At 72.7% G+C, this 26,227-nt stretch carries 19 protein-coding genes; 2 read left to right on the plus strand and 17 right to left on the minus strand.

Annotation, left to right across the window (positions count from 1 at the left end):
• Positions 1-2 precede the first annotated feature (2 nt).
• Positions 3-401: an HIT family protein gene (locus tag THESUDRAFT_RS08335; protein ID WP_006904337.1), complete on the minus strand. Its 399-nt coding sequence runs from the start codon at positions 399-401 to the stop codon at positions 3-5.
• A 188-nt stretch (positions 402-589) separates the two neighbouring features.
• Between THESUDRAFT_RS08335 and THESUDRAFT_RS08340 the strand changes: the two genes are divergently transcribed.
• Complete coding sequence (locus THESUDRAFT_RS08340) at positions 590-1,153, plus strand: MOSC domain-containing protein (RefSeq protein WP_006904338.1); 564 nt, start codon at positions 590-592, stop codon at positions 1,151-1,153.
• Between the two features lie 201 nt (positions 1,154-1,354).
• Here the strand turns inward: THESUDRAFT_RS08340 and THESUDRAFT_RS08345 are convergent, their stop codons facing one another.
• From THESUDRAFT_RS08345 to THESUDRAFT_RS12415, 3 genes are all read right to left on the minus strand, one after another.
• The gene (locus THESUDRAFT_RS08345) at positions 1,355-3,523 is read right to left on the minus strand and encodes an MDR family MFS transporter (RefSeq protein WP_006904339.1); all 2,169 of its coding nucleotides are present in this window, start codon (positions 3,521-3,523) and stop codon (positions 1,355-1,357) included.
• The gene (locus tag THESUDRAFT_RS08350; protein WP_242823295.1) at positions 3,495-4,001 is read right to left on the minus strand and encodes a MarR family winged helix-turn-helix transcriptional regulator; all 507 of its coding nucleotides are present in this window, start codon (positions 3,999-4,001) and stop codon (positions 3,495-3,497) included. The genes THESUDRAFT_RS08345 and THESUDRAFT_RS08350 overlap by 29 nt, the downstream gene beginning before the upstream one ends.
• Before the next feature lie 136 nt (positions 4,002-4,137).
• Complete coding sequence (locus THESUDRAFT_RS12415) at positions 4,138-5,502, minus strand: 5-formyltetrahydrofolate cyclo-ligase (RefSeq protein WP_006904341.1); 1,365 nt, start codon at positions 5,500-5,502, stop codon at positions 4,138-4,140.
• Between the two features lie 233 nt (positions 5,503-5,735).
• On the opposite strand from THESUDRAFT_RS12415, the gene THESUDRAFT_RS08360 reads away from it, so the two are divergent.
• Positions 5,736-7,745, plus strand: a complete 2,010-nt coding sequence (locus tag THESUDRAFT_RS08360) for a sodium-translocating pyrophosphatase (RefSeq protein WP_006904342.1) — start codon at positions 5,736-5,738, stop codon at positions 7,743-7,745.
• A gap of 144 nt (positions 7,746-7,889) precedes the next feature.
• Here the strand turns inward: THESUDRAFT_RS08360 and THESUDRAFT_RS15300 are convergent, their stop codons facing one another.
• The 13 genes from THESUDRAFT_RS15300 to rlmD form a co-directional block, all read right to left on the minus strand.
• Positions 7,890-8,438 carry a DUF4276 family protein gene (locus tag THESUDRAFT_RS15300; RefSeq protein WP_006904343.1) on the minus strand — a complete coding sequence of 183 codons (549 nt, stop codon included), beginning with the start codon at positions 8,436-8,438 and terminating at the stop codon, positions 7,890-7,892.
• 32 nt (positions 8,439-8,470) lie between these two features.
• Entirely contained in the window at positions 8,471-9,685 is a 1,215-nt protein-coding gene (locus tag THESUDRAFT_RS08370; protein WP_006904344.1) for an AAA family ATPase, read from the minus strand.
• Between the two features lie 204 nt (positions 9,686-9,889).
• A complete protein-coding gene (locus tag THESUDRAFT_RS08375; protein ID WP_006904345.1) occupies positions 9,890-10,933 on the minus strand; it encodes a GDP-mannose 4,6-dehydratase in 1,044 nt (347 codons plus the stop codon).
• Positions 10,930-12,264 carry an ABC transporter ATP-binding protein gene (locus THESUDRAFT_RS08380; RefSeq protein WP_006904346.1) on the minus strand — a complete coding sequence of 445 codons (1,335 nt, stop codon included), beginning with the start codon at positions 12,262-12,264 and terminating at the stop codon, positions 10,930-10,932. The genes THESUDRAFT_RS08375 and THESUDRAFT_RS08380 overlap by 4 nt, the downstream gene beginning before the upstream one ends.
• Positions 12,261-13,955 carry an ABC transporter permease gene (locus tag THESUDRAFT_RS08385; protein WP_006904347.1) on the minus strand — a complete coding sequence of 565 codons (1,695 nt, stop codon included), beginning with the start codon at positions 13,953-13,955 and terminating at the stop codon, positions 12,261-12,263. Before THESUDRAFT_RS08385 ends, THESUDRAFT_RS08380 begins: the two co-directional genes overlap by 4 nt.
• A 58-nt stretch (positions 13,956-14,013) precedes the next feature.
• Positions 14,014-15,513 carry a hypothetical protein gene (locus THESUDRAFT_RS08390; protein WP_006904348.1) on the minus strand — a complete coding sequence of 500 codons (1,500 nt, stop codon included), beginning with the start codon at positions 15,511-15,513 and terminating at the stop codon, positions 14,014-14,016.
• 433 nt (positions 15,514-15,946) lie between these two features.
• A complete protein-coding gene (locus tag THESUDRAFT_RS08395; RefSeq protein WP_242823382.1) occupies positions 15,947-17,149 on the minus strand; it encodes an iron ABC transporter substrate-binding protein in 1,203 nt (400 codons plus the stop codon).
• Positions 17,150-17,172: 23 nt separating this feature from the next.
• A complete protein-coding gene (locus tag THESUDRAFT_RS15085) occupies positions 17,173-17,856 on the minus strand; it encodes a hypothetical protein (RefSeq protein WP_006904350.1) in 684 nt (227 codons plus the stop codon).
• Between the two features lie 297 nt (positions 17,857-18,153).
• Positions 18,154-18,981, minus strand: coding sequence for a glycosyltransferase family 2 protein (locus THESUDRAFT_RS08405; protein WP_006904351.1), 828 nt, complete (start codon positions 18,979-18,981; stop codon positions 18,154-18,156).
• A 209-nt stretch (positions 18,982-19,190) separates the two neighbouring features.
• Positions 19,191-20,729 carry an alkaline phosphatase family protein gene (locus THESUDRAFT_RS08410; protein WP_006904352.1) on the minus strand — a complete coding sequence of 513 codons (1,539 nt, stop codon included), beginning with the start codon at positions 20,727-20,729 and terminating at the stop codon, positions 19,191-19,193.
• A gap of 428 nt (positions 20,730-21,157) precedes the next feature.
• Positions 21,158-23,017, minus strand: a complete 1,860-nt coding sequence (locus THESUDRAFT_RS08415; protein ID WP_006904353.1) for an amidase — start codon at positions 23,015-23,017, stop codon at positions 21,158-21,160.
• A gap of 244 nt (positions 23,018-23,261) precedes the next feature.
• On the minus strand, positions 23,262-24,125 hold the full coding sequence (gene hemQ, locus THESUDRAFT_RS08420; RefSeq protein ID WP_006904354.1) for a hydrogen peroxide-dependent heme synthase: 864 nt from the start codon (positions 24,123-24,125) through the stop codon (positions 23,262-23,264).
• A 140-nt stretch (positions 24,126-24,265) separates the two neighbouring features.
• A complete protein-coding gene (rlmD, locus tag THESUDRAFT_RS08425; RefSeq protein ID WP_006904355.1) occupies positions 24,266-26,161 on the minus strand; it encodes a 23S rRNA (uracil(1939)-C(5))-methyltransferase RlmD in 1,896 nt (631 codons plus the stop codon).
• Positions 26,162-26,227 lie beyond the last annotated feature (66 nt).

Here is a 26,227-nt window from a genome sequence, read left to right on the forward strand (position 1 = left end):
CGTCAATGCGGCCCGGTGTGATGCCGCCGGTTATCCTCGCTCTTCAGCCAGTACCGGATTCCCTTGCCGGCCAGGGGCTCGTCCCGAAAGCGCGGGATCACATGCAGGTGAGCATGCATGATGTGCTGCCCGGCGGTGGGACCGCAATTCCACCCAAGGTTGTACCCATCGGGACGGCATTGCTCGTCGAGCAGCCGCTTCACGTCCTGTAGCAACGAAAAAGTGGCCGCCCACTCCTCCTCGGTCAAGTCCAAGACCGTCTCCCGGTGCTGCTTCGGGACGATCACGCCAGACCCGATCAGAACCTTTTGCGGCTTTTGCAGGAAGAGACAATGCTCGTTCTGCAGCACGACCCGTTGTTCCGGGTCAATGGCCAGGTGACAAAACGGGCACCGTTCCACGCAGATCCTCCTCGTCCCCGCCGCTTCGTCTTCGTCGCCCAATGACCGCCGTCGCCGGCGTCGCCGCCGCGGGTTGAGGCTGCTGGGCAGGAGTGGTACAAGTACAGGCATCAACGGACAGCGCCTTGACCGGCGCCCTACCGCCCATAACGCCATTCTGACATGCCCTCCGGATGGGAGGAAACACCGTGGCCGTCGTGCTGACCACCCGCGTTGAGGCCGTACTAGGAGCCTGGGATGCCGGAACCTTCGTGACACAGCGGGTTGAGGCGGTGGAAGTGGATTTCGGCGGCATCCCCGGCGACCGCCACCACGGCCTCACCCGCCCGGCGGGCAGCCGGGAGCCCATGTACCCGCGGGGCACCCCCATCCGCAACCGGCGCCAGCTCAGCGCCGTGTCGGTGGAGGAGTGCGCCGCCATCGCCACCGGCCTCGGGCTCGATGCGGTCCTGCCCGAATGGCTGGGCGCCAACCTGCTGCTGGAGGGCCTGCCGGAGCTGACCCGCCTGCCGGCGGGGGCCCGGCTGCTCTTTCCCGGCGGCGCCGGGCTGGTCTGCGAGGGCGAGAACCGCCCCTGCCGCCATCCGGGCGAGGTGCTGGCGGCGCTGCACCCCCTGCACCCCGAGCGGGAGGCTTTGCCCGTGCGGTTCGTCCAGGTGGCGCGGGGGCGGCGGGGTATCGTCCTCTCCGTGGAGCGGCCGGGCCGCATCGCCCAGGGCGACCGGGTGCGCATCTGGCTGCCGCGAAGCTAGAGCCTCGTCGCGGTGGTGGCACCGGCAACCCGCCGCCGGCGAGACGCCCGCCGCCGGCTCCTTGGGACGGTCACCGGCTCAGTCCCGGCGCTCCGCCCCGTCGCTGCCGGGCCGGAGCCGCCGCAGCTTGACCTCACGCCACCGAGCCTCAGCGCAACCTGGCCCCCGGCCGCCGGGGAGCAACCTTCCCGCTCCGGCCCGTCACTGCCGAGCCGGAGCCGGCACCGCCTCCGCCTGGGCGTAACTGCGCTTCAGCTCCTCATCCGGCAGGAAGAACAGGCAGAAGAGCCCCATCACCGCCATGGCCGCCGTGTAGAGGTACACCTGTCGCAGGGCCTCGGTGACAGCTTGGTTGAAGGCGTTGCGGAAGGTGGCCACCGCCTGGTCCACCTGCTGCTCCATGGCCCGGCGGATCTGGGCGATGGCCTGTTCTTCCGCCTGGGCTGCCATGGCGTCCACCCGGCCGTCCAGCGCCTGCTCCGCTGCCGCCAGGGCCGCCTGGCGCACCGCCGGCTCGGCCGGCGGGTGCTCCACCAGCTGGCGCAGGGAAGCGGGCAGCGCCGGGTTGGCCAGCAGGGCCTGCCGGGCCTGCTCGTCCCCCTGGAGAGCCGCCGCCAGGGCCGCCTTGAGGCCCGCCACCTGCTGGCGCACCTGGGCGCGCACGCCGCCCTCGGGCAGCTTTTCCTTGAGCGCCGCGGGCACCCGCGGGTCGGCCTGCAGCCGCGCGTAGGCCTGTTCGTCCCCGCGCAGCGCCTTCTCCACGTCGGCCAGCACCGCCTCGAACCCCTGGCGCACCCGGGCCGCCAGGTCCGTCCCGCCCGTCATGCCCTCGGCGGGCATCTGGATCGACTGGGTCGCCGCCTGGTAGGCTGGCGGCAGGTGCCGGATCATCCCGTCGTGAAGGGCGCCGCTGAGCACCGTGCCGAGCAAGGCCACGGCCACTGTGGACCCCACCTGGCGGAAGAACTGGGTCGCGCTGCTGGCGGTGCCGAGGCGCTCCCTGGAGACGCTGTTCTGCACGGCCATGCCGTAGAGGGGCATGGACGGGCCGAAGACGAAGCCCAGGAGGACCATCAGCACCAGCACCTGCCAGAGGGGCGTGTCGACCCGCAGCACCTCGTGGAAGACCAGGAACAGCGCCACCGAGCCCACGGAACTCACCAGCAGCATGGGCTTGTAGCGCCCGTACCGGGTGGCCAGTTGGCCTGCCAGCAGGCTGCCGGCCATGGTGCCGAAGGTCAGGGGCGTCAGGGCCAGGCCCGAGTTGGAGGCCGAAAAACCCTTGACCTGCACCAGGTAGAGGGGCAGGAACATCACGCTGCCCAGGAAGGTGCCGCCGAAGAAGAGCAGGGCCAGCACCGACCAGCGGAAGGTGGGGTTGGCGAACAGGGTCAGGTCGAACAGCGGCTGCGGGCTGCGCCGCTCGACGGCGATGAACAGGCCGAGACCCACCGCCGCCAGCGCCAGGAGCCCGACGATGACCGGCGAGCTCCACGGGTAGGTCGAACCGCCCCAGGCACAGGCCAGGATCAGCGGCACCGTCCACAGGGCCATGGTCACCGCGCCCGGCAGGTCGAAGGCCGACCGCCGCACGGGCGGCAGCAGCGGCATGTGCCGCAGCAGGAAGTAGAGGGCCACGATGCCGACGGGCATGTTGACGTAGAAGACCCAGCGCCAGTTGATGTGGTCGGTCAGAAGGCCGCCCACCCAGGGGCCGATCACGCTGGACAGCCCGAAGACGGCAGCAAAGACGCCCTGGACCCGGCCGCGCTCCCGGGGCGGGTAGAGCAGGCCGATGGTGGTGATGGACGTGGCGAAGAGGCCCCCGCCGCCGATGCCCTGGAAGGCGCGGAAGGCGATCAGGGCGTCCATGCTGGGCGAGAGGCCGCACAGGGCCGAGCCGGCCAGGAACAGGCTGGCCGCCGTGGTGAACACCCACTTGCCCGGCAGGAGCTCGTTGAGGCGGCCGAAGATGGGCAGGGCCACCACGGTGGCCAGCAGGTAGGCCGTGGCCACCCAGGCGTAGCGGTCCAGGCCGTGGAGTTCCTCCACCACCCGGGGCATGGCCGTGGCCACGATGGTCTGGTCCAGGGCGCCCAGGAACATGGACAGCAGCACGCCGATCATCGCCAGGCGCCGCTCGCCCGGACGGTAGCCGGCCGGCGCCGCGCCGGCCTCAGCCACCCCTCCGGCCTGAGCCGCCCCTCCGGCCGCGGTGCCGGCCCACGCGCCGGCACCGGGCGCCGAGGCCGGTTCCGCGCCGGGGGACGCCGCCGTGGACGGCGACCCCCCTCCCGACCGGCCGGGGGTGCCCGCCCCGGGCCGGCCGCGGGCTACGGTCTCACGGGTCATGGGGTTGCGTTCCTTCACCGGACACCGCTCCTTCGCGTTCCGCCGATCCTCCCGGGAGATCCTCGTGCAGGCGCGCCAGCAGCCGGGCCAGCAGGTCCCGTTCCTCGGGAGCCAGGCCCTCCAGTCGCCGGTTGACGGCCTCTTCCAGGCAGGCGCGGGCCGCCCGCAGGGCCTCCTGCCCCTCCGGGGTCAGGGCCAGCCGGTAGCGCCGCAGGTCCTGGGGATCGACCTGGCGCCTCACCCAGCCCTCGGCCTCCAGGCGCCGCAGGATGTGGCTGGCGGTCGGAGCCGGCACGCCCATGGCCGAGGCAACGCCGGAGGGCGTGCCGCAGCGCCGCACCATGGCCAGGGCGAAGGACGCCATGCGGAAGAGGCCGTGCCGCTCCAGGCAGGGCGTGGCCTCCCGCAGGACGACCTGCTGCAGGCGCCAGATGTGCTGAAGGATCTCCCAACCGTTCATCATGGGGATCGTAGGCGGGGCGAAGATCGTTGTCAAGCGAAATATTTTCACTATAAAACAAGCTCCGGCTGCCTGCGGCGGGGATGGCCCGCTGCCGCCGCTTGGATCGCCCGTGGCATTGGCAGCCACCGCCCGCAGCGCCTGTGGGCGACCGCCCGCCGCGGCCCTGCCGCTAGGACTGCCCGCCGCCCGCCCCGCCGGCCAGCCAGGACCGGGCCTCCCGCAAGAGCCGCAGCCGCTCGGCATAGGGCACCGTGCTGCGGCCCGACGGGTTGGGCGCGACGAACTCGGCCACCCCGGGCACCGTCTGGCGCGGCTGCAGGCCCCATTCCACGGGCGCCGTGCGGGCCAGCCCGGCGTAGGCCCGGTAGACCTGCTTGCCCAGGAGGATCACCAGCCGCGGCCGGAAGCGGGCCACCTTCTCCCGCAGGGCGGCACCGCCCGCGCGGAGTTCGTCCCAGGTCAAATCGGCCTCCCCCCGGGTGGCCCGGGGCACCACGTTGGTCACCCCCAGCCCCCACCGGGGCAGCAGCCCGTCCTCTTCAGGCCGCAGGACCCGCGGCACGAAGCCCGCCTCGTGCAGCAGGCGCCAGAACAGGTTGTTGGGCCCGGCGAAGTGGTGGCCGGCGGTGGCGCTGGCCCGCCCCGGGTTGAGCCCGACGAACACGGCCCCAAGCCCCGGCGCCAGCACGTCGGGGACCTGCATGCGCTCCCAGTGGAGCGCCCGCAGTTCTTGCAACACGGGCATGGCCTCGAGATCCTCGGGGGTCACCGCCTCCCAGCGGATGCCCCGCGGCTTGGGGTAGGGGGTGCGGGTGAAGATCACCTCGTCGGGGGTGACGATGATGTCCACCGAAAGGTCGTGGGGCGCCACGGGCAGCCGCTCCACGATCTGCAGGGGGTGGACCGTGGTCACCACGGGCAGTTCGGGATGCCCGAGCTCCCGCAGGAGGGCGTACTCGTAGTCCGCATAGCCCTCCCCCTTCCCCGCCCGGGCCCCGTCCCGGGTGACGGCGACGGCGCCGGCCACCACCAGATCGATGGGCGCCGCCTCCGGAGTCATCTCGTCCAGGGTGACGAACCGGCCGTACTCCGCAGCCCTGCCCAGCTGGGCCGCGCGCCGCTCCTCGCCGCGGGGGACGTCTTCGGGCCGGATGCGCAGGAAGGCCCCGCGGAGGCGCGGCGTGGGCATGTACACGGTCTTGCCGTCGGCCAGGGCCATGGCCCGGACGGGCAGCTGGGGCGTGTCGGGGTTGACCTTCAGGGCCCGGGCGCGGCGGTAGACGTCCAGCTCCCGCAGCCGGGCCGCCGCCCGCTCGGCGCCTTTGAAGTTGGGGATGCGGCCTTCGATGGGAAAGGGGAAGCGGGCAGCACCGGCCTCCCGCAGCCGCCGGTACACCTCTTGACGGGCCGCTGCCTTGGCGGCGCCGGCCTCGCTGGCAGAGCCGGCCTCGCTGGCGGATCCGGCCTCCCAGGAGTGCCCGGCGCCCGCCGGCGCCCTGCCGCCGCCCTTGCCCTCCCCGGCCGCCGGCTCCAAGGCCCTCTCCCTCCATGCGCCATCTTTCGCCACAAGCTTCACCCGCGCTGGTCCGATCCTGACCCGCTGAGCGGCGCAGGCCCGTACCGGACCGCGGCGGCAGGATATGCCTTCACGTGACTTTTGCTGCAAGGACTGGTCCCGTTCCTCCAACACTTTTATCATGTTCATCGGACCGTCAGCATTTGTCGGGGAAAGAAAGGAGGGACCCGCCTCACAGCGGGGCAAAGCACATGAACAGCTTGCTCTGGATCCCGCTGGCCGGGAGCCTGCTGTCGCTCCTCACCGGACTCGTGTTTGCCAACCGCATCGTCCGGCTGCCGGTGGATCACCCCGCCGTGGTCGACATCGGCAGCCACATCCAGGCGGGGGCGACGGCGTACCTGAACCGCCAGTACCGCACCCTGGCCGTGGTGGCCGCGGTGCTGTTCATCATCCTGGCGGCCGCGCCGGGGATGGGCCTGACGACGGCCGTCTGGTTCCTCGCGGGTGCCGTCCTGTCAGCAGCGGCGGGTTACATCGGGATGAACGTGGCCGTGCGGGCCAACATGCGCACGGCCATGGCGGCGCGCCAGGGGCTGGCGGCCGCCTTCCGCGTGGCCCTGCAGGGCGGGGCCGTCACCGGCCTGATGGTGGTCGGTCTCGGCCTGCTGGGTGTGACGGCGCTGGTGTGGCTCACCGGCGCCCAGAACAACTCGGCGCTGGTGGGCTTCGGCTTCGGCGCCAGCCTGATCTCGGTCTTCGCCCGCCTGGGCGGCGGCATCTACACCAAGGCGGCCGACGTGGGCGCCGACCTGGTGGGCAAGGTGGAGGCCGGCATCCCTGAGGACGACCCGCGCAACCCCGCGGTCATCGCCGACAACGTGGGCGACAACGTGGGCGACGACGCCGGCATGGCGGCGGACCTGTTCGAGACCTACGCCGTCACGGCGGTCGCGGCCATCCTCCTGGGCCTGCTGACCCCGGAGTTCGCCGGCGATTCCCGGTTCGTCTTCTTCCCGCTGCTGGTGGGCGCCGTGGGCATCGTGAGCTCCATCGCCGGCGTGCTGGCGACCCCGCCGGCCAAGCCGGGGGGCATCATGCGGGCCCTCTACCAGGGCGCCCTGGCCAGCGGCATCATCGGCACCATCGGCTTCTTCGCGGTGACCCGATGGCTCGGCCTGGACATGAGCCTGTTCTATGCCTCCCTGATCGGCCTCGGCGTCACCGTGGCGATGATCATCATCACCGAGTACTACACCTCGGCCAACTACCGGCCGGTGCAGAACATCGCCCACGCCTCCCAGACCGGCCACGCGACCAACATCATCGCCGGCCTGGCCGTGGGCATGCGCTCCACGGCGGTACCGGCCCTGGTCATCGCCGTGGCCATCCTGCTGGCCTACAACCTGGCCGGGCTCTACGGCGTGGCCATCGCGGCCATGGCGATGCTGTCCCTGACGGGCATCATCGTCACCATGGACGCCTACGGCCCCATCACCGACAACGCCGGCGGCCTGGCGGAGATGGCCGACCTGGAAGACTCCGTCCGGGAGGTCACCGACCAGCTGGACGCCGTGGGCAACACCACCAAGGCGGTGACCAAGGGCTACGCCATCGGTTCGGCGGGACTGGCCGCCCTGGTGCTCTTCGCCTCCTACGTGGAAGAACTCGGCAAGGCCGGCGCCCAGGCCCTGACCTTCGACCTGGGCGATCCCTACGTGCTGGCCGGCCTCTTGATCGGCGGCGTGCTGCCCTTCCTCTTCGCCTCCATGAGCATGGAGGCCGTGGGCCGGGCGGCCTTCGACGTGGTGGAGGAGGTGCGGCGCCAGTTCCGCGAGATCCCGGGCATCATGGAGCGCAAGGCGAAGCCCGACTACGGCCGGGCGGTGGACATCGTCACCCGGGCGGCCCTGCGCGAGATGGTGGTGCCCGGCCTGATCCCCGTGCTGGGTCCCGTGGTGGTGGGCCTGGCCCTGGGTCCCAAGGCGCTGGGCGGCCTGATCGTGGGCTCGATCATCACGGGCCTGTTCATCGCCATCCAGATGACCAACGGCGGCGGCTCGTGGGACAACGCCAAGAAGTACATCGAGATGGGCCACTACGGCGGCAAGGGCACCGAGGCCCACGCGGCGGCGGTGACCGGCGACACCGTGGGCGACCCGTACAAGGACACGGCGGGGCCGGCCATCAACCCGATGATCAAGATCATCAACATCGTGGCCCTGCTGATCGCGCCCATCGTGGCGTCCCTCTGGCTGTAAGCCGGGGCAACCGCGGCGAACGACAGAGCAAACCAGCAGCAGCGTGGAACGGGGGCAGGATGCACTGGGTATCCTGCCCCCGTTCTTCAGACCAGGGCTCCATCTTATCGACCCGTAAGCAGTCGCCGGACCTCCCGGTAAAACTTATCGAAGGACGGGCTTCTCTGGCGCGCAAGAACAAGATCCATCCGGCTGGCCAGGGCAGCTTGGGTCCACGGTTTCCCGATAATCCCTTGGCGGCTGCATCTGCCTTCTGAGATATTCCTTGCTCCCGCGGATCGCTTCCGGATCGGGGGGTACGGTAGCGTCCTCACGAATGCCCCGGCAACCCCGCAGGGACTCAACGGCGGCAAGGAACCAGGTTTCGAACTCCTTGTGGGCCAGAACGACTGCCACCGGGAGCGGTGACAGCCTGGCGGCAAGATCGCTCTGCAGGGCGGGCCCGCAGTGGGCCGAACAATCATCGTCGGCATCGAAGAGAACGAGTACACCTCCATGGCGACCCACACGGCAAGCGGCCAACAGGGCTGCCTGGTGCAGCCGGGGCGAACCGGCATGAAAGTGGCCGCGCTGCACACGAATCGGAGGGAGGATTTCCAGGTCGTACATCTCCAGGTCGTGGGCAATGCGGCGTAGAAGGACGGGCACGGCGTCCACCTCACCGTGGCCCTCCACGATGCTCGCCAGGCGCATATCCAACCTTCCTTACCCGCAGTCCTTGAACCTCATTCAAGGGCCAGCCGAGTTTGCTCGTGGGGAGATGCTGACGCGCGGGACCGCTCCGGCTGAAGTTGTCCCAACCTCAGCAACTCGCCAGCCGTGTACAGGTGCTCGCGGATGGCGCGGCGCGTGGTGATGTCAACCGGGGCAATGAGCGTTTCCCCCTGATCGGCCTCGACGGCCAGCAACATGTCATCTGTCAGGTCGGGGTGATCGAGCAATTCCGGGCTGTGGGTGGTGATCACGATTTGCGTTTGGCGGGCTGCCTCTAGCAGCGCATCCATGAGCTTGACCGCGGCTCCCGGGTGGATCGCGATCTCTGGCTCCTCGATTCCCACCAGTGGAACCGGGAATCTGGTCATGGCCTGCGTCTGAAAAGCGGCCACCAGGACACCCAGAGCCCTGAGCGTACCGTCAGAAACGTTGGCTGCCGCAAAAGTCCACGGGTCCCGGGCACCCCGAACCGCTTGGCGGAACCGCAGCGCTGCTTTATGCTGCAGGTAGACAACCTCAACCGACCGCACGCCCGGAACCACCGCTTGTAAGTACTCCATGATGCGATCCAATACATCAGGGTTATTCTCATGAAGCCGCCGGATCACGCTGGCCATATTGCGGCCGTCCCGACTCAACAACTCGCCAGGGTCCGGATCTTGGATATCCTTAATGACGTCCGGATTCAGGTTATAGAAGCCCATGTGGGAAAGGCCGTCGTATAGAGCACGAAACTGAGGCAATCCCGATACCAGCGTCAGGTAGAGGCGATCGCTTTCAATGTGCTCCGGTCCCAGGTTGCCGAAGCTTGCCCTGCGGACAGTCCCCTTCTCCACTTCGTAAAAGTGCTGCCCCATATCGGCCGTCCGAATGGCGCACGTTTCGTGAATCACCTGATATCCCGCACCGCGGGTAGAGCCGATCCTGAAAGCATATTCGGCCTCCGCCCCATCACGAAGGTTGACCTTCAGTTCAATATCGAAGTTATGGGGATGTCCGTGGGACCGCCGGCGTACCTCGTTGATCCCGCCTCTGTCCCGTATGGCGTGTTCTAGGGTCGTTCGCAGAGCATCCGCCACGAAGCGCAGGGCATCTAGGAAATTACTTTTGCCAGAACCGTTAGGCCCTACGAGCACCGTAACATGACTCAAATGCACCTCGCATGCAGCAATGCTCTTGTAGTTCCGTACCCTGACCGACTGAATGAAGGGGCGCCCACCCGCCACCGCTCGTCACCCCTCTCGCGCGGCGTGCCGCAACGACCCCGTGTCCTTTCCCGCATCGCATCAGGTGAGTCCGCCTGCCGTAAGTATCGTACCCATCTTGAACCAAGAATGCAGCGAACCAGATCATGTGGCGAGCTTGGTCAGCTGGCGGGATGAAACATAACAATGACGGCCTCTACCCTTCCTTGCCGTGACGCCCCGTCCCTAGCGCCAGCTCTCGCGGCGATCCCCGCTCCGGCGGGAGCGGCCCCCCGCTGACAAGCCAGGACGTCCCTGGGCCCACTGGTGATGCCACCGCACCCAGGCCACGTACCGCGCCAGCCCCTGCTCCAGCGAGACCCGGGGCTCGTACCCGAGCCGCTCCCGGGCCCGGCCGATGTCCGCCCAGGTGGCCGGCGCGTCGCCAGGGGCCGGCGGCTGCAGATCCAGGGCGATGGGCCGGTGCAGGACCCGTCCCAGGGCGGCGATCAGCTGCTGCAGGGTGAAGGGCCCTCCGCTCCCCAGGTTGTAGATTTCAAACCCCGTGCCCGGCTCCAGCAGGGCGGCCCAGGTGCCTCGCACCACGTCGCCCACCTCGGTGTAGTCGCGGCGGCTCTGGATGTCGCCGAACACGGGGATAGGCTGGCCGGCCAGCGCCCGGGCCGTGAAGCGGGCGATGGCCATGTCCGGCCGCTGGCGCGGCCCGTACACCGTGAAGTAGCGCAGGCAGCTGACCCCGATGCCCAGCAGCCGCTGGTACGTCAGGGCGTACTGCTCGGCCGCCGCCTTGGATGCGGCATAGGGCGACAGGGGCGCCGGCGGCATGTCCTCCCGCCAGGGACCGGGCTGGGCGCCGTAGACCGACGACGACGACGCCACCACCACCCGCCGGACCGTCCCCGGGTGCCGCCGGATGGCCTCGAACAGGGCCACCGTGCCGCCCACGTTGGCCTCCAGATAGCGCCGGGGCTCGGCCAGGGACGGGCGCACCCCCGGCAGCGCCGCCAGGTGGGCCACATGGGTGAAGCGGTGACGGGCGAAGAGGCGGTCGAGCAGCTCCCCGTTGCGCACGTCCCCCCGGACGAACCGGAAGGATCCTGAAGCCCGCGCCGCCCGCAGGCGCAGAAGCTCCACGTTGGCCTGCTTCAGGGCCGGATCGTAATTCGACGCGAAGGCGTCCAGCACCACCACGTCGGCGCCTTGCACCAGCGCCCACTCGGCCAGGTGGGAGCCGATGAAGCCGGCTCCGCCGGTGATCAGGAGCCTCATGGCCGGTCCCCCCGGCCCCGGAGGGCGGCCCACAGGGCGCGCTGCCGCCCGTTCAAGGCTTCCGGGCGGGGTCCTGCCGGGCGGCCCTCCCCCCGCCGCTGGCAGCCAACCTGCTCAAGGGCTTGCCCGCCCTGGCCGGCCTGGCCGGGCGTGTCGCCCTGGCCTGTCACCGGCCTGCCGCCCGGTCCCCCGGCCGCCGCTTCCATCGCCGCCCCCTCCGCCGGCGAAGGACCTGCCGCGGCAGGGGCCGGTTCGTCCCCCTGCGGGAACCAGTGCAGGGGATGGCCGGCCTCCACGGTCACGGCGACCCGGGTGCCCACCGGGTAGTCGTGGACGTGCACCAGCTCGCTGCCCACCACGGTACCGCTGTCCAGGCGCACCCGGTAATGGTAGTAGCCGTCCCGCCGCTCCCGGCCGGCGATGACGCCCGTGGCCCCCGGCCCGGTCCAGGCGGCGGCGCGCCCGCCCGCCAGAGGACGCAGGGTGATGTCGTCGGGCCGCACCAGCACCCGCACCGGCGTGCCCGGCGCCACGGTGACGCCTTGCCGGAAGAACCCCAGCTCGGTGGCGATGCCGCCGGGTTCGACCCGGCCCTCCAGCAGGGTGGCAGGTCCCATGAACTCCGCCACGAAGGGGGTCAGGGGCCGGTAGTAGACCTCCTCCGGCGTGCCTACCTGCTCGATGCGGCCCCCGTGCATGACCGCCACCCGGTCGCCCAGGTTGAGGGCTTCCCGCCGGTCGTGGGTCACCAGCACGGTGGTGGTCCCCGTGCGGCGCAGGATCTCCCGGACTTCTTCCCGCACCTGCTGGCGCAGGTCGGCGTCCAGGTTGGAGAAGGGTTCGTCCAAGAGCAGGATCTGGGGCCGCGGGGCCAGGGCCCGGGCCAGGGCCACCCGCTGCTGCTGCCCGCCCGAGAGCTCGTGGGGGTAGCGGTCTTCCAGGCCCTCCAGCCGCACCAGTTCGACCATCTCCGCCACGCGGCGCCGGCGCTCGGGCCCCCGGGGCAGGCCAAAGGCGATGTTCTCCGCCACCGTCAGGTGGGGGAACAGGGCATACTCCTGGAACACCAGCCCGGCCCGCCGTTCTTCGGGAGGAACCGGCCGGCCCGCTCCCGCCACCACCCGGCCGCTCAGCTCGATGCGGCCGGCGTCGGGCACCTCGAAGCCGGCGATCAGCCGGAGGGTGGTGGTCTTGCCACAGCCGCTGGGCCCCACCAGCACCAGGATCTCGCCCCGGTACACATCCAGGTCCAGGCCCGCCACCGCCTGGGTGGGCCCGAAGCGCTTCACCAGCCCGCGGCAGCGGATGACGGGCGCGCCGGCATCCTTCACGCCTGCCACTCCCCTTCCCGGCGCAGGATCAGCATGACCGAGGCGGCCGACGCCGCCACCAGCAGCAGGGACTTCACCGCCGCCTGGCCGAAGAAGCCCTCGGTGATGGAGTTCCAGACCGAGGTGGCCAGGGTGCCGAACCCCGCCGGGCTCAGAATCAAGGTCAAGGGCAGCTCCTTCAGCGTCACCAGGAACACCATCCCGGCCCCGGCCAGCAGGCCCGGCCGCACCAGGGGCAGGGTCACCTGGGCCAGGACCTGCCACGGCCGCCGGCCCAGGGTGCGGGCCACTTCCTCCAGCTTGGGATCCACCTGCAGCCAGGACGCCCGCAGGGGGCCCAGGGCCGTCGGCAAGAAGACGATCACGTAAGCGGCCACCAGCAAGGCCACCGTCTGGTAGAGCGGTCCCAGGAACCGCACCCCGAAGAAGACCATGGCCAGGGCGATGACGATCCCGGGAATGGCGAAGCCCACGTAGCTGGCCCGCTCCACCAGGCCGCTCAGGAAACCGGGGAACCGGGCCCCCAGGGCCGCTACGGGCAGGGCGGCGGCCACCGTTCCGGCGGCGGCCAGGGCGGCGACGGCCAGGGAGTTGAAAGTGGCCGGCCCGAGTAGCTCCCACCAGCTTCCCTCCAGCACGCCGCGCACCACCCAGTAGGCCAGCACGCCCAGGGGGACGCCCAGCCCCAGCAGGACTACGGCGGCGCAGAAGGCCAGGGCGGGCCAGCGCCACGGGCCCAGCGGAACCGGCGCCGGTGGCCGCGGCGTGCCGGGGGTGTCCCGGTGGTACCGCCACCGCTCCCGCAGCAGGGCGTCCAGTCCCAGAATGGCCAGGGCCGCCGCCACCAGCACCAGGGCCAGGCCCCCCGCCGCCGCCCGGTCGAAGGCGGCCTGGTACTGGACGTAGATCGCCCACGTGAAGGTCTCGTAGCGCAAGGTGGTCACGGCGCCGAACTCGGCCAGGGTGTACAGGGCCACCAGCCGCGCCCCGGAGAGGATGGCCGGGCGCAACTGGGGCAGGATGACGCTCCGGAAGGTGGCGCCGCGGCCGCGGCCGAGGCTGAGCGCCGCTTCTTCCAGCGCCGGGTCGAGGCGCGCCAGGGCGGCCCGCACCGGCAACAAGATGTAAGGATAAGTGAAAAGGGTCATGACCAGGTAGGCGCCCCAGAAGCCGTGCAGGTCCGGCAGCCGCTGGACGCCCAGGGGCGCCAGCAGGCGCTGGAGGAGCCCGTGGGGCCCCGCGGCGACCACGTAGAGGAAGCTGCCCACGTAGCTCGGGATGGCCAGGGGCAGCACCGTGGCCACCGCCCAGAAGCGCCGCCCGGGGAGATCGGTCCGTACCACCAGCCAGGCCAGGGGTACCGCCAGGATGACGCCCGTGGCGGTCACCGCCGCCACCAGCCCCAGGGAGCGGCCGGCGATGGCCCAGGTGGCGGGCCGGAAGAGCAGCTCGGCCACCCGGTCCCAGGCTCCCGCCGTGCGGATGAGCAGGTAGGCCACCGGCAGCAGCATCGCCGCCGCCACCAGGGCTGCCGGCACCACCAGGGCCAGCGGCGGCTGGGGGCCCTGACCCGGCCCTCCCGCCTTGCGGCGGGCGGCCTCCAGGAAACCGGCCCGGGGGCCCGGACCGGGCCGTCTCGCCGGCTGGGGGGCTGGCACCGGGGTCCGCGCGGGGGACCAGGCCTCTGCCACAGGGGTCGCCTCCTCGGGTTCACTGTAGCACGGCCGCGGCCGAATTGATAGACATTCTCTATTTCAACAAGGCCTGGCCCTTGGCCCAAAGGTCCCGGCGGTCAAGACGGCCGCTCCCGTCCTTCCGGTCAAGCCGCCATCCCCAGCTCCCCAATGCCCAAAGGACGGCCAGCCACAGCCCCGTCAGCCAGGGGGTGCTCCCCGCCCAGGAGCGGTAGTCCGGGAACAGCAGGCCCATGGCCTGGAACCAGCCCACCGGCATGGCGAAGGGGTCGACGGCCACCGTGACCTGCCCCAGGTTGACCGCCCGCACCAGGGCCGCCGTCACCGCCACCGACAGCCCGGCCAGCAGGAAGAAGGCGCTGCGCGCCCCACGCCCGCCCCGCTCGAGCACCAGGGCCAGGGGCAGGGCGTAGAGCGGCAGGACGGTCATCACGGTGCGGCCGGGGAACCACCAGCCCATCATGGTGATGGCGACGAAGACCGCCATCAGGTGCTGCACCGCGATCAGGCCCAGGGCAAGACGCGGGGCGCCCTTCCGCCGCGCCATGAGCACCAGCCCCGGCAGCGCCAGGAGCAGCACGGGCGCCCAGCGCGCCAGGCCGAAGCGGCGGTCCACGAAGAGCCCCCAGAGCCGGTAGAACCGGTTGGCCAGGTCCGTCACGTGCGCCCGCAACACCTCGGGCGTGGAGTCGCCCGCGTACACCACGTTGACCGAGTAGGGCGTCAGGGCGCCGAAGACCCGCAGGTGGAACAGCACGTAGGGCACGGCCAGCAGCACGCCCGCCCCGGCCAGCGCCCAGCGGCCCTCCCGCCCGGCCCTCCAGAAGGCCGCCGCGGCCACCACCGCGGCCAGGGGCGCGTATTTGATGCCCAGCCAGAGCAGGGCGGCCAGCAAGAGGGCCAGCATCAGGGCCCGGGTCACCTCCCGCCGCGGGGCTAGGCTTCCCCCGGCGTCCCGGGCCCCTGCCGCCAGAGGGAGGTGGCGGGGACCGCCCGCAGCCCGAGCCGGATCCCCGGCCGCCGGCCCGCCGGCCTCCAGCAGCAACAGCGCTGCCACCAGCACCAGGGCGGCCGGCACCTCCGGGTAGATCTCCGTGGCGTAGACGAAGGGCGTGGCCGCCAGGGCCAGGGCCAGGGTCGCCCAGGCGCTCCAGCGCGCCTCGCCCGTCACTCGGGCCACCCAGACGTAGACCAGGGCGAAGGTCAGGGCGGCCAGCAGCTGGAGCTGGAGCTGCGCGCCCCGGAGGCCGCCCAGCGCGAAGCCGGGGATCAGCAGCACCGACAGCCCGGGGTTATGCGGGCTCAGGATGCGCCCGTCGGCCGTGGGGACCGACTGCATCCAGAGGCCGTCGGGATGGTCGAAGAAGGCCCGGTAGGAATGGCGCCGGTACTGCTGGCTCAGGTCCAGGTCGCCGTCCTCCAGCAGGCTCTGGGTGGTGAGCAGGTAGAACGGCTCGTCCCCCGTGATGGCGGCGCCCTGGCTGGCCCGCAGGCCCGCCGAAAGGCTGTAGAGCGCGGCCAGCAGGACGAACAGCGCCACGGCCCTCCGGGCCATCCTTGCCACCCCCTTGTCCGCGGCAGCCGCCTGCACCCGCCAGGCGAAGCCGCACCCGCTGCTGCTCAGCGACCCGGCGCGACCACCCGCTCCCGGGCTCCCCGGCCGCTGCTCCGGCCCGGCGGTGCCCGGGCCGCCGGGCGGCGGTCGCCGTCCCGGCTCTAGTCGCCGTCCCGGCTCCGTCTCCACGCCATGCCGGCCCCGGCACGGGATGGTCCCGGCTGCGTCCCGGTTGCATCGCGGCCCCTGCCCCTTGGCCCGCCCCTGCCTGACGGCAGCCTGGGGAACCCGACCCTACCCGGCCGGGCGGCCGGCGTCAGCCGGGCCGACGGCCCCGCCCCCGCGGGTGGATGGCCAAACCTGGGCGGCGGCCCCGTCCCCGCCGGTGCCGCCGGCTCCCGGCCTGCCCTTCAGGCTGTCCCGGCGGGCTTTCTCAGGGCAGCACGCCCGTATCCCGCAGCAGGTTGACCGTCTCCCGGATCTGGGCCAGGTCGCTCTGGTCGATGGCCGGCGGGTCCAGCTCCTCCATGGGCGGCACGCCCTCGGGAAGCGGGATGCCGGCGATCATCGGGAACTCCTTGGTCTCTTGGGTGAAATAGCGCTGGGCCTCCTCGCTCAGCAGGAACCGGACGAACCGCTCCGCCGCCTCCTTCTGGTCCGTCGAGCGCAGGATGGCCGCCCCCGTCACGTCGATCACCGCGCCGGGATCGCCGTTCTTGAGGAAGTGGTTGCGGGCGGCGAAGCCGGTGCCCAGCTCCTCCATGAGGCGCGGCACGTAGTAGTGGTTGGCCACGCCGATGTCGATCTCGCCGTCGGCCACCGCCCGGACGATGCTGATCAGGTTGGGGTACTCCTTGGGCTCATTGGCCTTCATGCCCTCCAGCCACTGCCGGGCCGCCTCTTCCCCCCGGGTCAGCCGGATGGCGGTGACCAGGATCTGCCATTCACCATGGGTCGGTGCCCAGCCGACGCGGCCCTTCCACTTGGGGTCGGTCAGGGCCATGACCGAATCGGGCAGGTCGCGGGCGGGATCGATGCGGTCCTTGTTGTAGACGATGACCTTGGACCGGCCCGACACCCCCACCCACTGCCCGTCGGGCGAGCGGAACCGCGGGTCGACCTTCTCCAGCACGTCCTGGGGCAGCTGGGCCAGCAGGCCGGCTTCCCGCAGGGGGCCCCAGCCGCCGGCGTCGGACAGGTACAGGACATCGGCCTCGGTGCGGTCCCCCTCTTCCAGCAGGGTGTTGACTAGCTCGGCCGTGCTGCCGTAACGCACCCGGATGTCGATGCCCGTTTCCTTCGCGAACTGCTCCAGCAGCGGGTGGACCAGGCTCTGGGTCCGGCTGGAGTAGATCACCAGCTGCTGGTTGCCGCCGCCCAGCGGGCCGCACCCCGCCAGGACGAACCCGGCCAGCGCCAGGAGGAGCACCGACCCCAGGAGCCGGCGCCCGGCCGCCAGGTAGCGGCGCCAGCCCGAGGCCCCGGGACCCCGGTGACCGGCGGTTCCCCGGGCCCGCCGGGCCCGCGGTGAAGCGACGGGATCGCCGTCCGGGCCGCCCCCGGGTGCGGCGGTGGGACTCCAGCCGTTGCCCGCTGGCGCCGGCCGCCGGGAGGCGGCCGGCGCCGGTTCGACCACGGTCTGCAAGGGCCTCATCTCCTTCAAGGCGTGACGGTGAGTTCGGCCACCATGCCCTCTTCCACGTGGCTTACGGCGTGCTCGCCCTCACCCTCGACGATGTTGCAGATCAGTAGGTAGCGGCCCGGCTGCAGGGTGAAGAGCCCCGAGGCCTGGGTACCGGCGGCGAAGGCCTCCACCTCGCCGATCATCTCCACCTGGTCCTCGGGCACCCGGCCGTCCACCACGGGCAGTTCCTCCGGCCCGGCATCGGACCGGACGATGACCAGCTCGTGGGGATGCTCGGGGCCGGCGTTGGTCACCAGGAAGTAGACCTGACCGGCCTTGACCTCCGCCGGTTCGACCTCGATGGCCCACTCCTTCAGGGTGACGTTGACCTGGGCGGCGCCGGCCGGCTTGGGCTCCACGTGACCCGCCGCGGCGCCGCTGTGGGTATGGGTGCCGGAGACGCTGCCGCTGTGGGTGCCGGAGCTGCTCCCGCTGTGGGTGCCCGACCCGCTGCCCGAGTGGGTCCCGGTGCCCGAGCCCGACACCGACGGGGTCGAGCTCTCCGGGTCCACCGACACGGTCCCCGGCCGGTCTTCCCCGCGGCCACAGGCCGCCAGCACCACGACCGTCAGGACCAGCACCGCCGCCAGGGCGGCCCGCCCCAGCCAGGCCCGGCGGCCAGGCCGGTGCCCGCCCGGGCGCCCGTCATGTACCGTCATGGAACCACCCTCCTTGCGGGCCCTCCGGCCCGCTGGTGTGCCTGCTGGCGATACCTCAGGTGATGTCTCCGGGCGGTGGCCGGGCGGGCCACCCCCCGGTGAACCGCCCCCGCCGGCCTCCCGGCGGGCTGGGCGGGCCCCTGCCCGTCCCCCGCTTTCCGCCCCTCCTCGCCGCCCCCACCGCTGCCCGCCTGGCGCTGGCCGGCTCGGGCTGCAGCACCCGGCTCCCCCGAGGCTGGCCGCGAGCCCGCCCTCCTCCGCCCGGCGTCTCCAGTGGCCTGCGCCGGCACCACGGCCTCACCCCGTGCGGCCCGCGGGCCGGACCAGCTCCGGGGCCGCCGGCCCCTGTCCCGGCGCCACCCCCTGGCCCCGGGCCCGTGACACGGGCGGGCCCAGCCTCGGCAGCCGCCCTGGCACCGGCTCCACCGGCAGGCGCAGCTCCCGCACCATGGCGGGGAGCACCCGGCGGGCGTAGTCGCGGAAGCGGACGAAGGACTGGCCCGTGGATCGGAACTGGTAGTGGATGGGCACCTCGGCCAGGCGGAAGCCCTGGCGCAGAAGGTTGAGATTCATCACCTGGGCGTAGTTGTAGTCGTGGACGATCCGGCAGCGGCGGAGCGCGGGCCGGCTGAAGGCCCGCAGCCCCGTCTGGCCGTCGCTGATCCAGCGGCGCAGGATCAGGGCCTGCAGCAGGGTGAAGGCGTAGTTGCCCAGCCGCCGGTACCAGCGCATGCCCCGGATGCGCCCGCGAAAGCGGGAACCCAGCACGTAATCGGCCCGGCCTGCCATGATGGGCGCCAGCACGTCCGGAATGGCCTCGGGCGGGTACTCGCCGTCGGCGTCGATCATCACTGCCGCCCCGGCACCCAGGCGGTAGGCCAGGCGCAGGGCCTGCCGCACGGTGTAGCCCAGGCCGCGATTGCGGGGATGCCGCACCACCAGGTCCGCCCCCGCGGCCCGGGCCACCTGGGCCGTGCCGTCGGTCGAGCCGTCGTCCAGCACCAGGACCAGGGTCTCCCATCCCGGCCAGGCAGGCCGCGGGATCCGTCGGATCACCTGGCCGATGGCCGCCGCCTCGTTGTAGGCCGGGAGGAACACCACCACCAGCCGCCGCCCGGGGGTCATGCCGGCCACGCCTGGGGGCCGGTGGCCACGCCCCCGGGCTGCGCGCCGGCCCCGGGCTGCGGGCCGGCCGCGGACCGCTCCCGGCCCGCAGCCCGGCCGGGCGGTGGCATCCCCTGCCCCGCCGGCAGAGAGCCCAAGCCGTGCCCACCGGCCGGTTCGTCCCGGGAGATGCACCTGGCCGGTTCGGGCCGGCGGATGCCCTCGTTCCCTCACAGGGCGGCCCTCCCCTCGGCGGCGAAGTAGCGGTCGAGGTCCGCGGCCAGGTCGGGGGCACTCGGATCCAGCGCCTCCTCCAGCACGGGCCCCCGGGCCCGGGCGGGCAGGGGGAGGCCCAGCAGGTGCGTCAGCGTTGCGGCCACCGACACGATGCTGTGGTGCCGTTCGCTGCGCCGGTCCCGGGCCACGTTCCGCCCCACCAGGAAGAAGGGCACCCACCGCTCCCCCTCGCCCAGGTGGCCGTGGCCGCCGATGCCGTCCCCCTGGCCGTGGTCGGCACAGATCAGGAAGGTGGCGTCCCGGGTGTAGCCGTGGCGGTGCATCCAGGCGAAGAAGGCCTCGATGTGGGCGTCGGCCTCGCGGATGCGCTGCAGGTATTCCGGGTAATGCACGCCCCGGGCATGGCCGGTCTGGTCGGTGGCGATCAGCTGGACGACCAGCAAATCCGGGTCGTCCCGCTGGAGGATCTCCCGGGCCGCGGCCATGATGTTGCCGTCCACCTCGTCGCCGTTCTGCACGCTGGTGATGGCCCGCACGTGGTCGCCGAAGGCGTCGATCAGGTGGGCGATCCCCAGCAGGACGCCCTTGCGGCCGTGGCGCGCCAGCACGTCGAAGGCGCTCTCGACCCGCACGCCCAGGCGCAGCACCAGGTTGCTGGTGATGCCGTGCTCCCTGGGGTAGGTGCCCGTGAACATCGAGCTGAAGCAGACCACCGTCCGAGCAGGATAGACCGTCTCCATCCGGTCGAACCGGGTCCCCCGGGCCGCCAGCCAGTCCAGGAAGGGGGTCTCGGCCCGCTCCAGCTTGTCCTTGCGGCACCCGTCGATGACGATGACCACCACCCGCTGCGACGGCTGCGGCAGCGGCGGGGGCACCGGGGCGTAGTCCGGGTACTCGGCCGGCCGCCAGTTGAACCCCAGCCGGTGGACCACCGCCCCGTAGGCCGCCACCGCCAGGGCGAAGAGGAACACGGGCAGGAGGTCCTCCATGCGCCCCGCCGCGGCGGCGGAGGCGGTGCCCGGTCTTGCCAGCAGGTGGTGCCACACCGCCAGGGTGAGGAAGGACTTGGGCAGCTGTTCCTGGGCGTTGCCGCTGGTGGAATCGGCGTTCTTGAGGACGAGCTTCCAGAAGCGGAGGAAGTTCCAAAGGGTCGTGCCGGTGCGCAGGTGGTAGTAGATCGTTCCCCAGACGATGACGGTGAAGAAGAAGTACAGCCCGGCCGACAGGACCACCGCGGCGGCCGGCGGCCAGCCGAAGAACAGGCCGAAAGCCAGCAGCGGCGGCCAGAGGAACCAGCGCAGGTGCAGGGGGAAGTCCCAGCGGATGTAGGCCAGCACCAGGGGCAGGCTGGCCAGCAGGGCCAAAGCCAGACCCGTCCCGCCCCCCGCCAGGGCGCCCCGGCGCCAGGCCGGGTCGGCCGCCACCAGAACCGCCAGCAGGCCCAGGTTGAAGATCGGGTAGAAGCTCTTGCCCTCGTTGAGCAGGTTCCAGCCGCGGGCTGCGATGACCTCAAAGGCCGATGCCGCTTTCACGGGCACGCCTCCACTCCGGTCGCGTTGCGCAGGAGGTCGGTTTTTGAAAATGAGTGTCAATAATGGTGACCCGCGGCCAAGTATAACGGCCGCCGCCCGGGGCGTCAAGACGAGCGGGGCCGGATTTCAGGGCAAAGGAAGCAAGCAAAGCAAAACCAGGCGGGGCCGGGACGCCGCAGCGTCCCGGCCCCGCCTGTGGTCTCCGGGCTCCCTCTCGCCGGTTGCGATGAAACGGAACCGCTGGGCACTGCCGGGCGGAGGCGCCACCCCCTGCCGGCCGGCGCCGGGCGCGTCCCGCCGCCGGCGGCCGGATTGGCCCACGGGTCGCGTGCAACCGCCGGGCCCCATCCCACCGCCGGCCGCAGGCGCCACGCCCCGGGTCGGGTCCAGCCGCCGGTCGCCAGGGGCTCCGGTCCTCCCGGCGCCCCTCACCCCCGCAGGGGGCCCCGGGCCCGTTCCAGGGCCGCGCCGACCCGCAGGACCGTGGCCTCGTCGAAGGCCCGGCCCGCGATCTGGATGGCCAGGGGCAGCCCGCTGGGGCCGATGGCCACCGGCACCGACAGCACCGGCTGGCCCGTGACGTTGAAGGGCGCCGTCAGCCGGATCAGCGCCTCGGGCACCGGCTCGGCGCCGGCACCCTCGGGCTGCCACGTGGCCTGCCCCAGCCGCGGCGCCGGGATGGGCAGGGTGGGCGCCACCAGCACATGGCAGCGCGCCATCACCGCCGCCGCCCGGCGGGCCAGCTCGGTCCGCAGCCGCTGGGCCAGCAGGTAGTCCCGGGCCAGGAGGAACTGGCCCAGCTCGAACCGGACCCGCACCTCCCGGCTGTAGTCCCCGCCCTGCCGTGCCAGGGTGGCCGCATGGTAGGCGCCCCCCTCGGCCAGGGCCAGCAGGCGGTTCACCAGGGTCAGCACCCCGGCGGCGGGAAAGTCCCCTTCGCCGGGACCCGTTCCTCCGATCTCCACCAGCTCGGCCCCCATGGCCTGCAGGTGCCGGAGGGCGGCGGCGAAGGCCTGCTCGACCTCCGGGTGGATCCGGTCGCGGGCCCAGGCGGCCAGCACCCCCACCCGCACGCCCCCCAGGTCCCCGGCGGCCCCCGCTGCCGCGGCCTCGACCAGGCCCTGGGCGGTGGCGGGCACGGTGGCCGGATCCAGGGGATCGGGTCCGGCCAGGACCTCCAGCACCCGGGCGGCGTCGGCCACGGTGCCCGCCAGGGGCCCGGTATGGTCCAGGGACCAGCTGAGGGGCACGGTGCCGTGCCGGCTCACCCGGCCGTAGGTGGGCTTGAGTCCCACGGTGCCGCAGGCGGCGGCGGGAATCCGGATGGAGCCGCCGGTGTCGGTGCCCAGGGCCACGGGCAACAGGCCCGCCCCCACCACCGCACCGGAGCCGCCGCTGGACCCCCCCGCCGAGTGCTCCAGGTTCCACGGGTTGTGCACCGGGCCGTGGAAGGGCGTGTCGGTGGTGGCGCCGAAGGCGAACTCGTGGGTGGCCGTCTTGCCGACGATCACGGCCCCCGCCGCCTCCAGCCGCCGGACCACCGTGGCGCTCTCCCGGGCCACGTGGCCGGCCCGGACCCGGGAGCCGGCCGTGGTGGGCACCCCGGCCAGGTCGATCAGGTCCTTCAGGGCCACGGGCACCCCGAAGAGGGGACCCGGACCGCCGCCGGCCCCATCCCCTGCCCCACCCCCGCCGCGCCGCCAGCGGGCCAGCTCCTCATCCCGGCGGCGGGCCGTGGCCAGGGCCTGTTCGGCCGTTACGGTGACGAAAGCGCGAAGGTCCCGGTCCAGGGTTTCCACCTGCTCGAGAACGGCCCGGGTGACCTCCTCGACCCCCATCCGGCCGCGGCGGAAGGCTTCGACCAGTTCCCCCGCGCTCACCCCGGCCAACGGCCCGCCGGCCATGACCCGCCGGCCGGGGGCCGCCCAGGACCCGGTGGCCCGGGTGGAACGTTCCCGGTCCCCGCCTGCTGCCGCGCGCCCGGACCCGGTCCCGGCGCCTTCCGGCCCGGAAGGCGAAGCCACCGGGCGGGCCGCCCCGTAGCCCGTCCCGCCCGCCGTGCCCAGGCGTTCGAGGGTTTCGACCGGCAGGCCGGGGGCGGCATGGTACGCGGGATGGCCGGGGTCGAAGGCGATGGCGGGCAGCGTCTCGCCCAGCACCTCCTCGCCGAAGGCCCGCAGGCGGGCGACGAGCCCCTCCAGGCGGGCGGCCGTCTCCCGGATCACCTCGTCCTCCACCGCGCCGCGGCCCAGGAGCTCTTCAGCCATGGAACGGACCAGCTCTTCCAAGAGGGCACCCCCTGTTGCCTTTGCTTTGCCGGGGATTTCGTGACGGGCCGGCCCGTCCCTACCCGGCCGCGGCAAGGGGCCGGGGGAAAAAACGGGGCGGGCCCGGCAGCCTGGGCTCGCCGCCGCCGGACCCGCCGGAGGATGACCGCCTGGACCCAGGGGATGATGCCCGCGACCCGGGCGCGGTGGCGGTGGCGCCGAGGTGCGGGCCCGTGGGAGCGGCCCGAGACCCGGTTCAGCACCCTCAGCCGCCGGCCGCCTGGGCCCCCTCCCGGGCCCCCGCCGCCCCGGCCGCCGTCTCGGGGCTGAGGAAGCGCACCAGCTCGCCGGGCGCAAGGCGCACGCCCACGTAGAAGGGGCCGAACTCGCCGTAGCGGGCGCTGGCCTCGTCGAAGCGCATCTCGTAGACCACGCGCTTGAAGTCCACGGGGTCGTCGGCGAAGAGGGTGACGCCCCACTCCCAGTCGTCCAGCCCCACGGACCCGCTGATGATCTGGGTGACCCGGCCCGCATACTTGCGCCCGATGAGCCCGTGGCTGTGCATCAGGCGGCCGCGTTCTTCAAAGGGCAGGGTGTACCAGTTGTCGGCGCCGTCCCGCTTCTTGTTCATCGGGTAGAAGCAGGCGTGCCGGGCCGGGGGGATGGCGGGGTACAGGCGGGCGCGGACGAAGGGCTCCTGGCGCACGTCCCGCTCGGGACCGCCGGGTCCGGAGCGGTAAAAGCTGAGCTCCGTCACCGAGACGTAGGAGTACGCCGGCTCCAGATAGTCGCCCAGGGCCGTCCGGGCCAAGGCCGCCTCCAGCTCGCCCAGGTCGGCCAGGGCCGGGCGGAAGTGGAGCCACAGCAGGTCCGCCTTGTGGCCCACCACGCGATAGAGGGCGCTGGCCCCCTCGCCCGTGTCCCCTGCGGCCTCCACGTGCCGGAGGAACGCGGCCGCCTCGCGGGCAATCTGGGCCCGCCGGGCGGGATCCAGGGCTTTCCAGCGGCGCCAGTCCAGCCGCCGGAAATCGTGCAGGATGAACCAGCCCTCCAGGGTGAAGGGCGGTGCATTCTGGGTCGACTGGGGGTTGGCGGAGTGATGGCTGGTTTCGGTTCCACCGGGGTGCATGGGCATCCACCTCACCGCCACGAGCATGACAGAAGGCGCCGCAGGCTACAAGGGCGGCGGGGCCGGACCGGGCGGGCTGGGCCGCCCGGTCCGGCCCCGCCCTGCCCCCTTCCCCCCCCGTCCTCCAGGGTCCCCTGCCCTCACCCGTCCTCCAGGACCAGCAGGGCGGCACACTCCACGTGGGCGGTGTGGGGGAACATGTCCACCGGCTGGACGGCCTCGAGGCGGTAGCGGGCCCTCCGCCCCCGCCGCCGGCCGCTGCCGTGGACGGCGGGCGCCGCCGGCGAGCCCGTGTCGCAGAGCACGGCCAGGTCCCGGGCCAGGGTGACGGGATTGCAGGAAACGTAGACGATCCGGGGAGGCGCCAGTTCGAGGCACGCGGCAAGCGCCGCGGGCTCGCAGCCCTTGCGTGGCGGATCGAGGAGGATCCCGTCGGGCCGGCCGCCGCGGGCCGCGGCCCCGTCCCCGCCTCCGGCGCCGCCCTGGCTCTCCGCGGCCAGGCGGGGCAGGACGTCCTCCACGGCGCCGGTGATGAACTCCACGCCCTGCAGGCCGTTGCGCTCGGCGTTGACGCGGGCGTCGGCCGTGGCCTCGGACACCACCTCGATGGCCGTCACCCGGTAGCCGGAGCCGGCCGCCCCCCGGCCGGCGGTGCCGGCAGCCAGCCGGGCCGCCGCCAGCAGCGCCAGGGTGCCGATGCCGGCGTAGGCATCGATCAGCCAGAAAGGACGGTCGCCCGCCGCAGTCCCGCCGTCCCCCGTCCCGGGGTCCCGCCTCGCCCCGGTGGCCCCGGCGTCCCGGGCCGGCCGGCCGGCCGCGGTATCCCGTTCGGCCACCGCCGCCCCCGGGTTCGAACCCGTGGCGGCGGACCCGGCCTCCCGGCCCGCCAGGGCGTAGTCCAGGGCCACCTGGTAGAGCCGCTCGGCCTGGACGGGGTTGACCTGGTAGAAGGACTCCAGGGAGATGCGGAACTCCAGCCCGCCCAGGCGGTCGACGATCCACGGCCGGCCGGCGATGGGCACCGTCTCCGGGCCGAGGATCGCATTGCCGCGGCGCCGGTTCAGGTTCTTCACCACACCCGCCAGGGCCGGCACCTGTTCTTGCAGGTGCCGGGCCAGCCGCTCTTCCCCCGGCAGGCCGTCCCCGTTGATCACCAGCCCGGCCAGCACCTCGCCCGTCCGCAGCCCCACCCGCACCACCAGATGCCGCAACAGTCCCTGGTGCCGCTCCTCGTCATAGGTGCTCGTCGCCCGGCCGTCCGGGTCTTCCTCCAGCCAGCGGCGCAGGGCGGCCGCCACCTGGTCGATCACCGGGTGCTGGATGGCGCAGCCGTGTTCTTCCAGGTCGACGACGGTGTGGGTGCCGGGAGCGAAGAAGCCCATGGCCACCCGCCCGCCGGGTAGCCGGCGGACGGGCAGGGCGGCCTTGTTGCGGTAGAACCAGGGCGGGTCCATACCCAGGGTCTCGGCTACCGGCGGCGCCTCCAGCCGCCCCACCCGCTCCAGGGCGTCGACCACCAGGCGGCGCTTCCAGGCCAGCTGGGCCGGGTACGACAGGTGCTGCAGCCGGCAACCGCCGCAGCGGGCAAAGAGAGGACAGGCGGGGCTTACCCGGTCCGGCCCCGGCGCCAGCACGGCCTCCGCCGCCGCCCGGGCGTAGCGGGGCTTCACCTCGGTCACCCGGGCGCGGATCCGGTCCCCCGGGGCGACCCAGGGGACGAACACGGCCATGCCGCCGTAGCGGGCCACCGCGTCCCCGCCGGCCGCCAGGGCATGGGGTTCCAGCTCGACCACCTGGCCCACCTGAAGGGGGGCGGGGGATGGGGCGGCCTGGGGGGACGCGGGGGACACGGTGGGCGGCCCGTGCCCTGCCGGATCAGCGGCCGCCGCCCGGTGCCCCTGCGGTTCGGCACCCTGCGGCCGGCCCCCCGGAGCGGGCCGGCGGTGAGCATGGTGCCGGTCCGCGGGCTGCCCGGGGAACCGGGTCCCGGAACGCCGGGAGCGGGCTCGTGGGCGGTGGTGCGAATCTTGTGGCATGACCAGTCCTCCCGGGCCGGTCCAACCCGCCGGGGCAGGGATGCCCGGGCGGGCGGCCAATTCTGT

The organism is Thermaerobacter subterraneus DSM 13965, assembly GCF_000183545.2.
Taxonomy (GTDB): Bacteria; Bacillota; Sulfobacillia; order Thermaerobacterales; family Thermaerobacteraceae; genus Thermaerobacter; species Thermaerobacter subterraneus.

Coding starts and splice junctions, on each gene's coding strand:
- THESUDRAFT_RS08360 (WP_006904342.1), top strand. CDS start 5,736: ATGAACAGCTTGCTCTGGATCCCGCTGGCCGGGAGCCTGCTGTCGCTC.
- THESUDRAFT_RS15300 (WP_006904343.1), bottom strand. CDS start 8,438: ATGCGCCTGGCGAGCATCGTGGAGGGCCACGGTGAGGTGGACGCCGTG.
- THESUDRAFT_RS08375 (WP_006904345.1), bottom strand. CDS start 10,933: ATGAGGCTCCTGATCACCGGCGGAGCCGGCTTCATCGGCTCCCACCTG.
- THESUDRAFT_RS08390 (WP_006904348.1), bottom strand. CDS start 15,513: ATGGCCCGGAGGGCCGTGGCGCTGTTCGTCCTGCTGGCCGCGCTCTAC.
- THESUDRAFT_RS15085 (WP_006904350.1), bottom strand. CDS start 17,856: ATGACGGTACATGACGGGCGCCCGGGCGGGCACCGGCCTGGCCGCCGG.
- THESUDRAFT_RS08405 (WP_006904351.1), bottom strand. CDS start 18,981: ATGACCCCCGGGCGGCGGCTGGTGGTGGTGTTCCTCCCGGCCTACAAC.
- hemQ (WP_006904354.1), bottom strand. CDS start 24,125: ATGCACCCCGGTGGAACCGAAACCAGCCATCACTCCGCCAACCCCCAG.
- rlmD (WP_006904355.1), bottom strand. CDS start 26,161: ATGCCACAAGATTCGCACCACCGCCCACGAGCCCGCTCCCGGCGTTCC.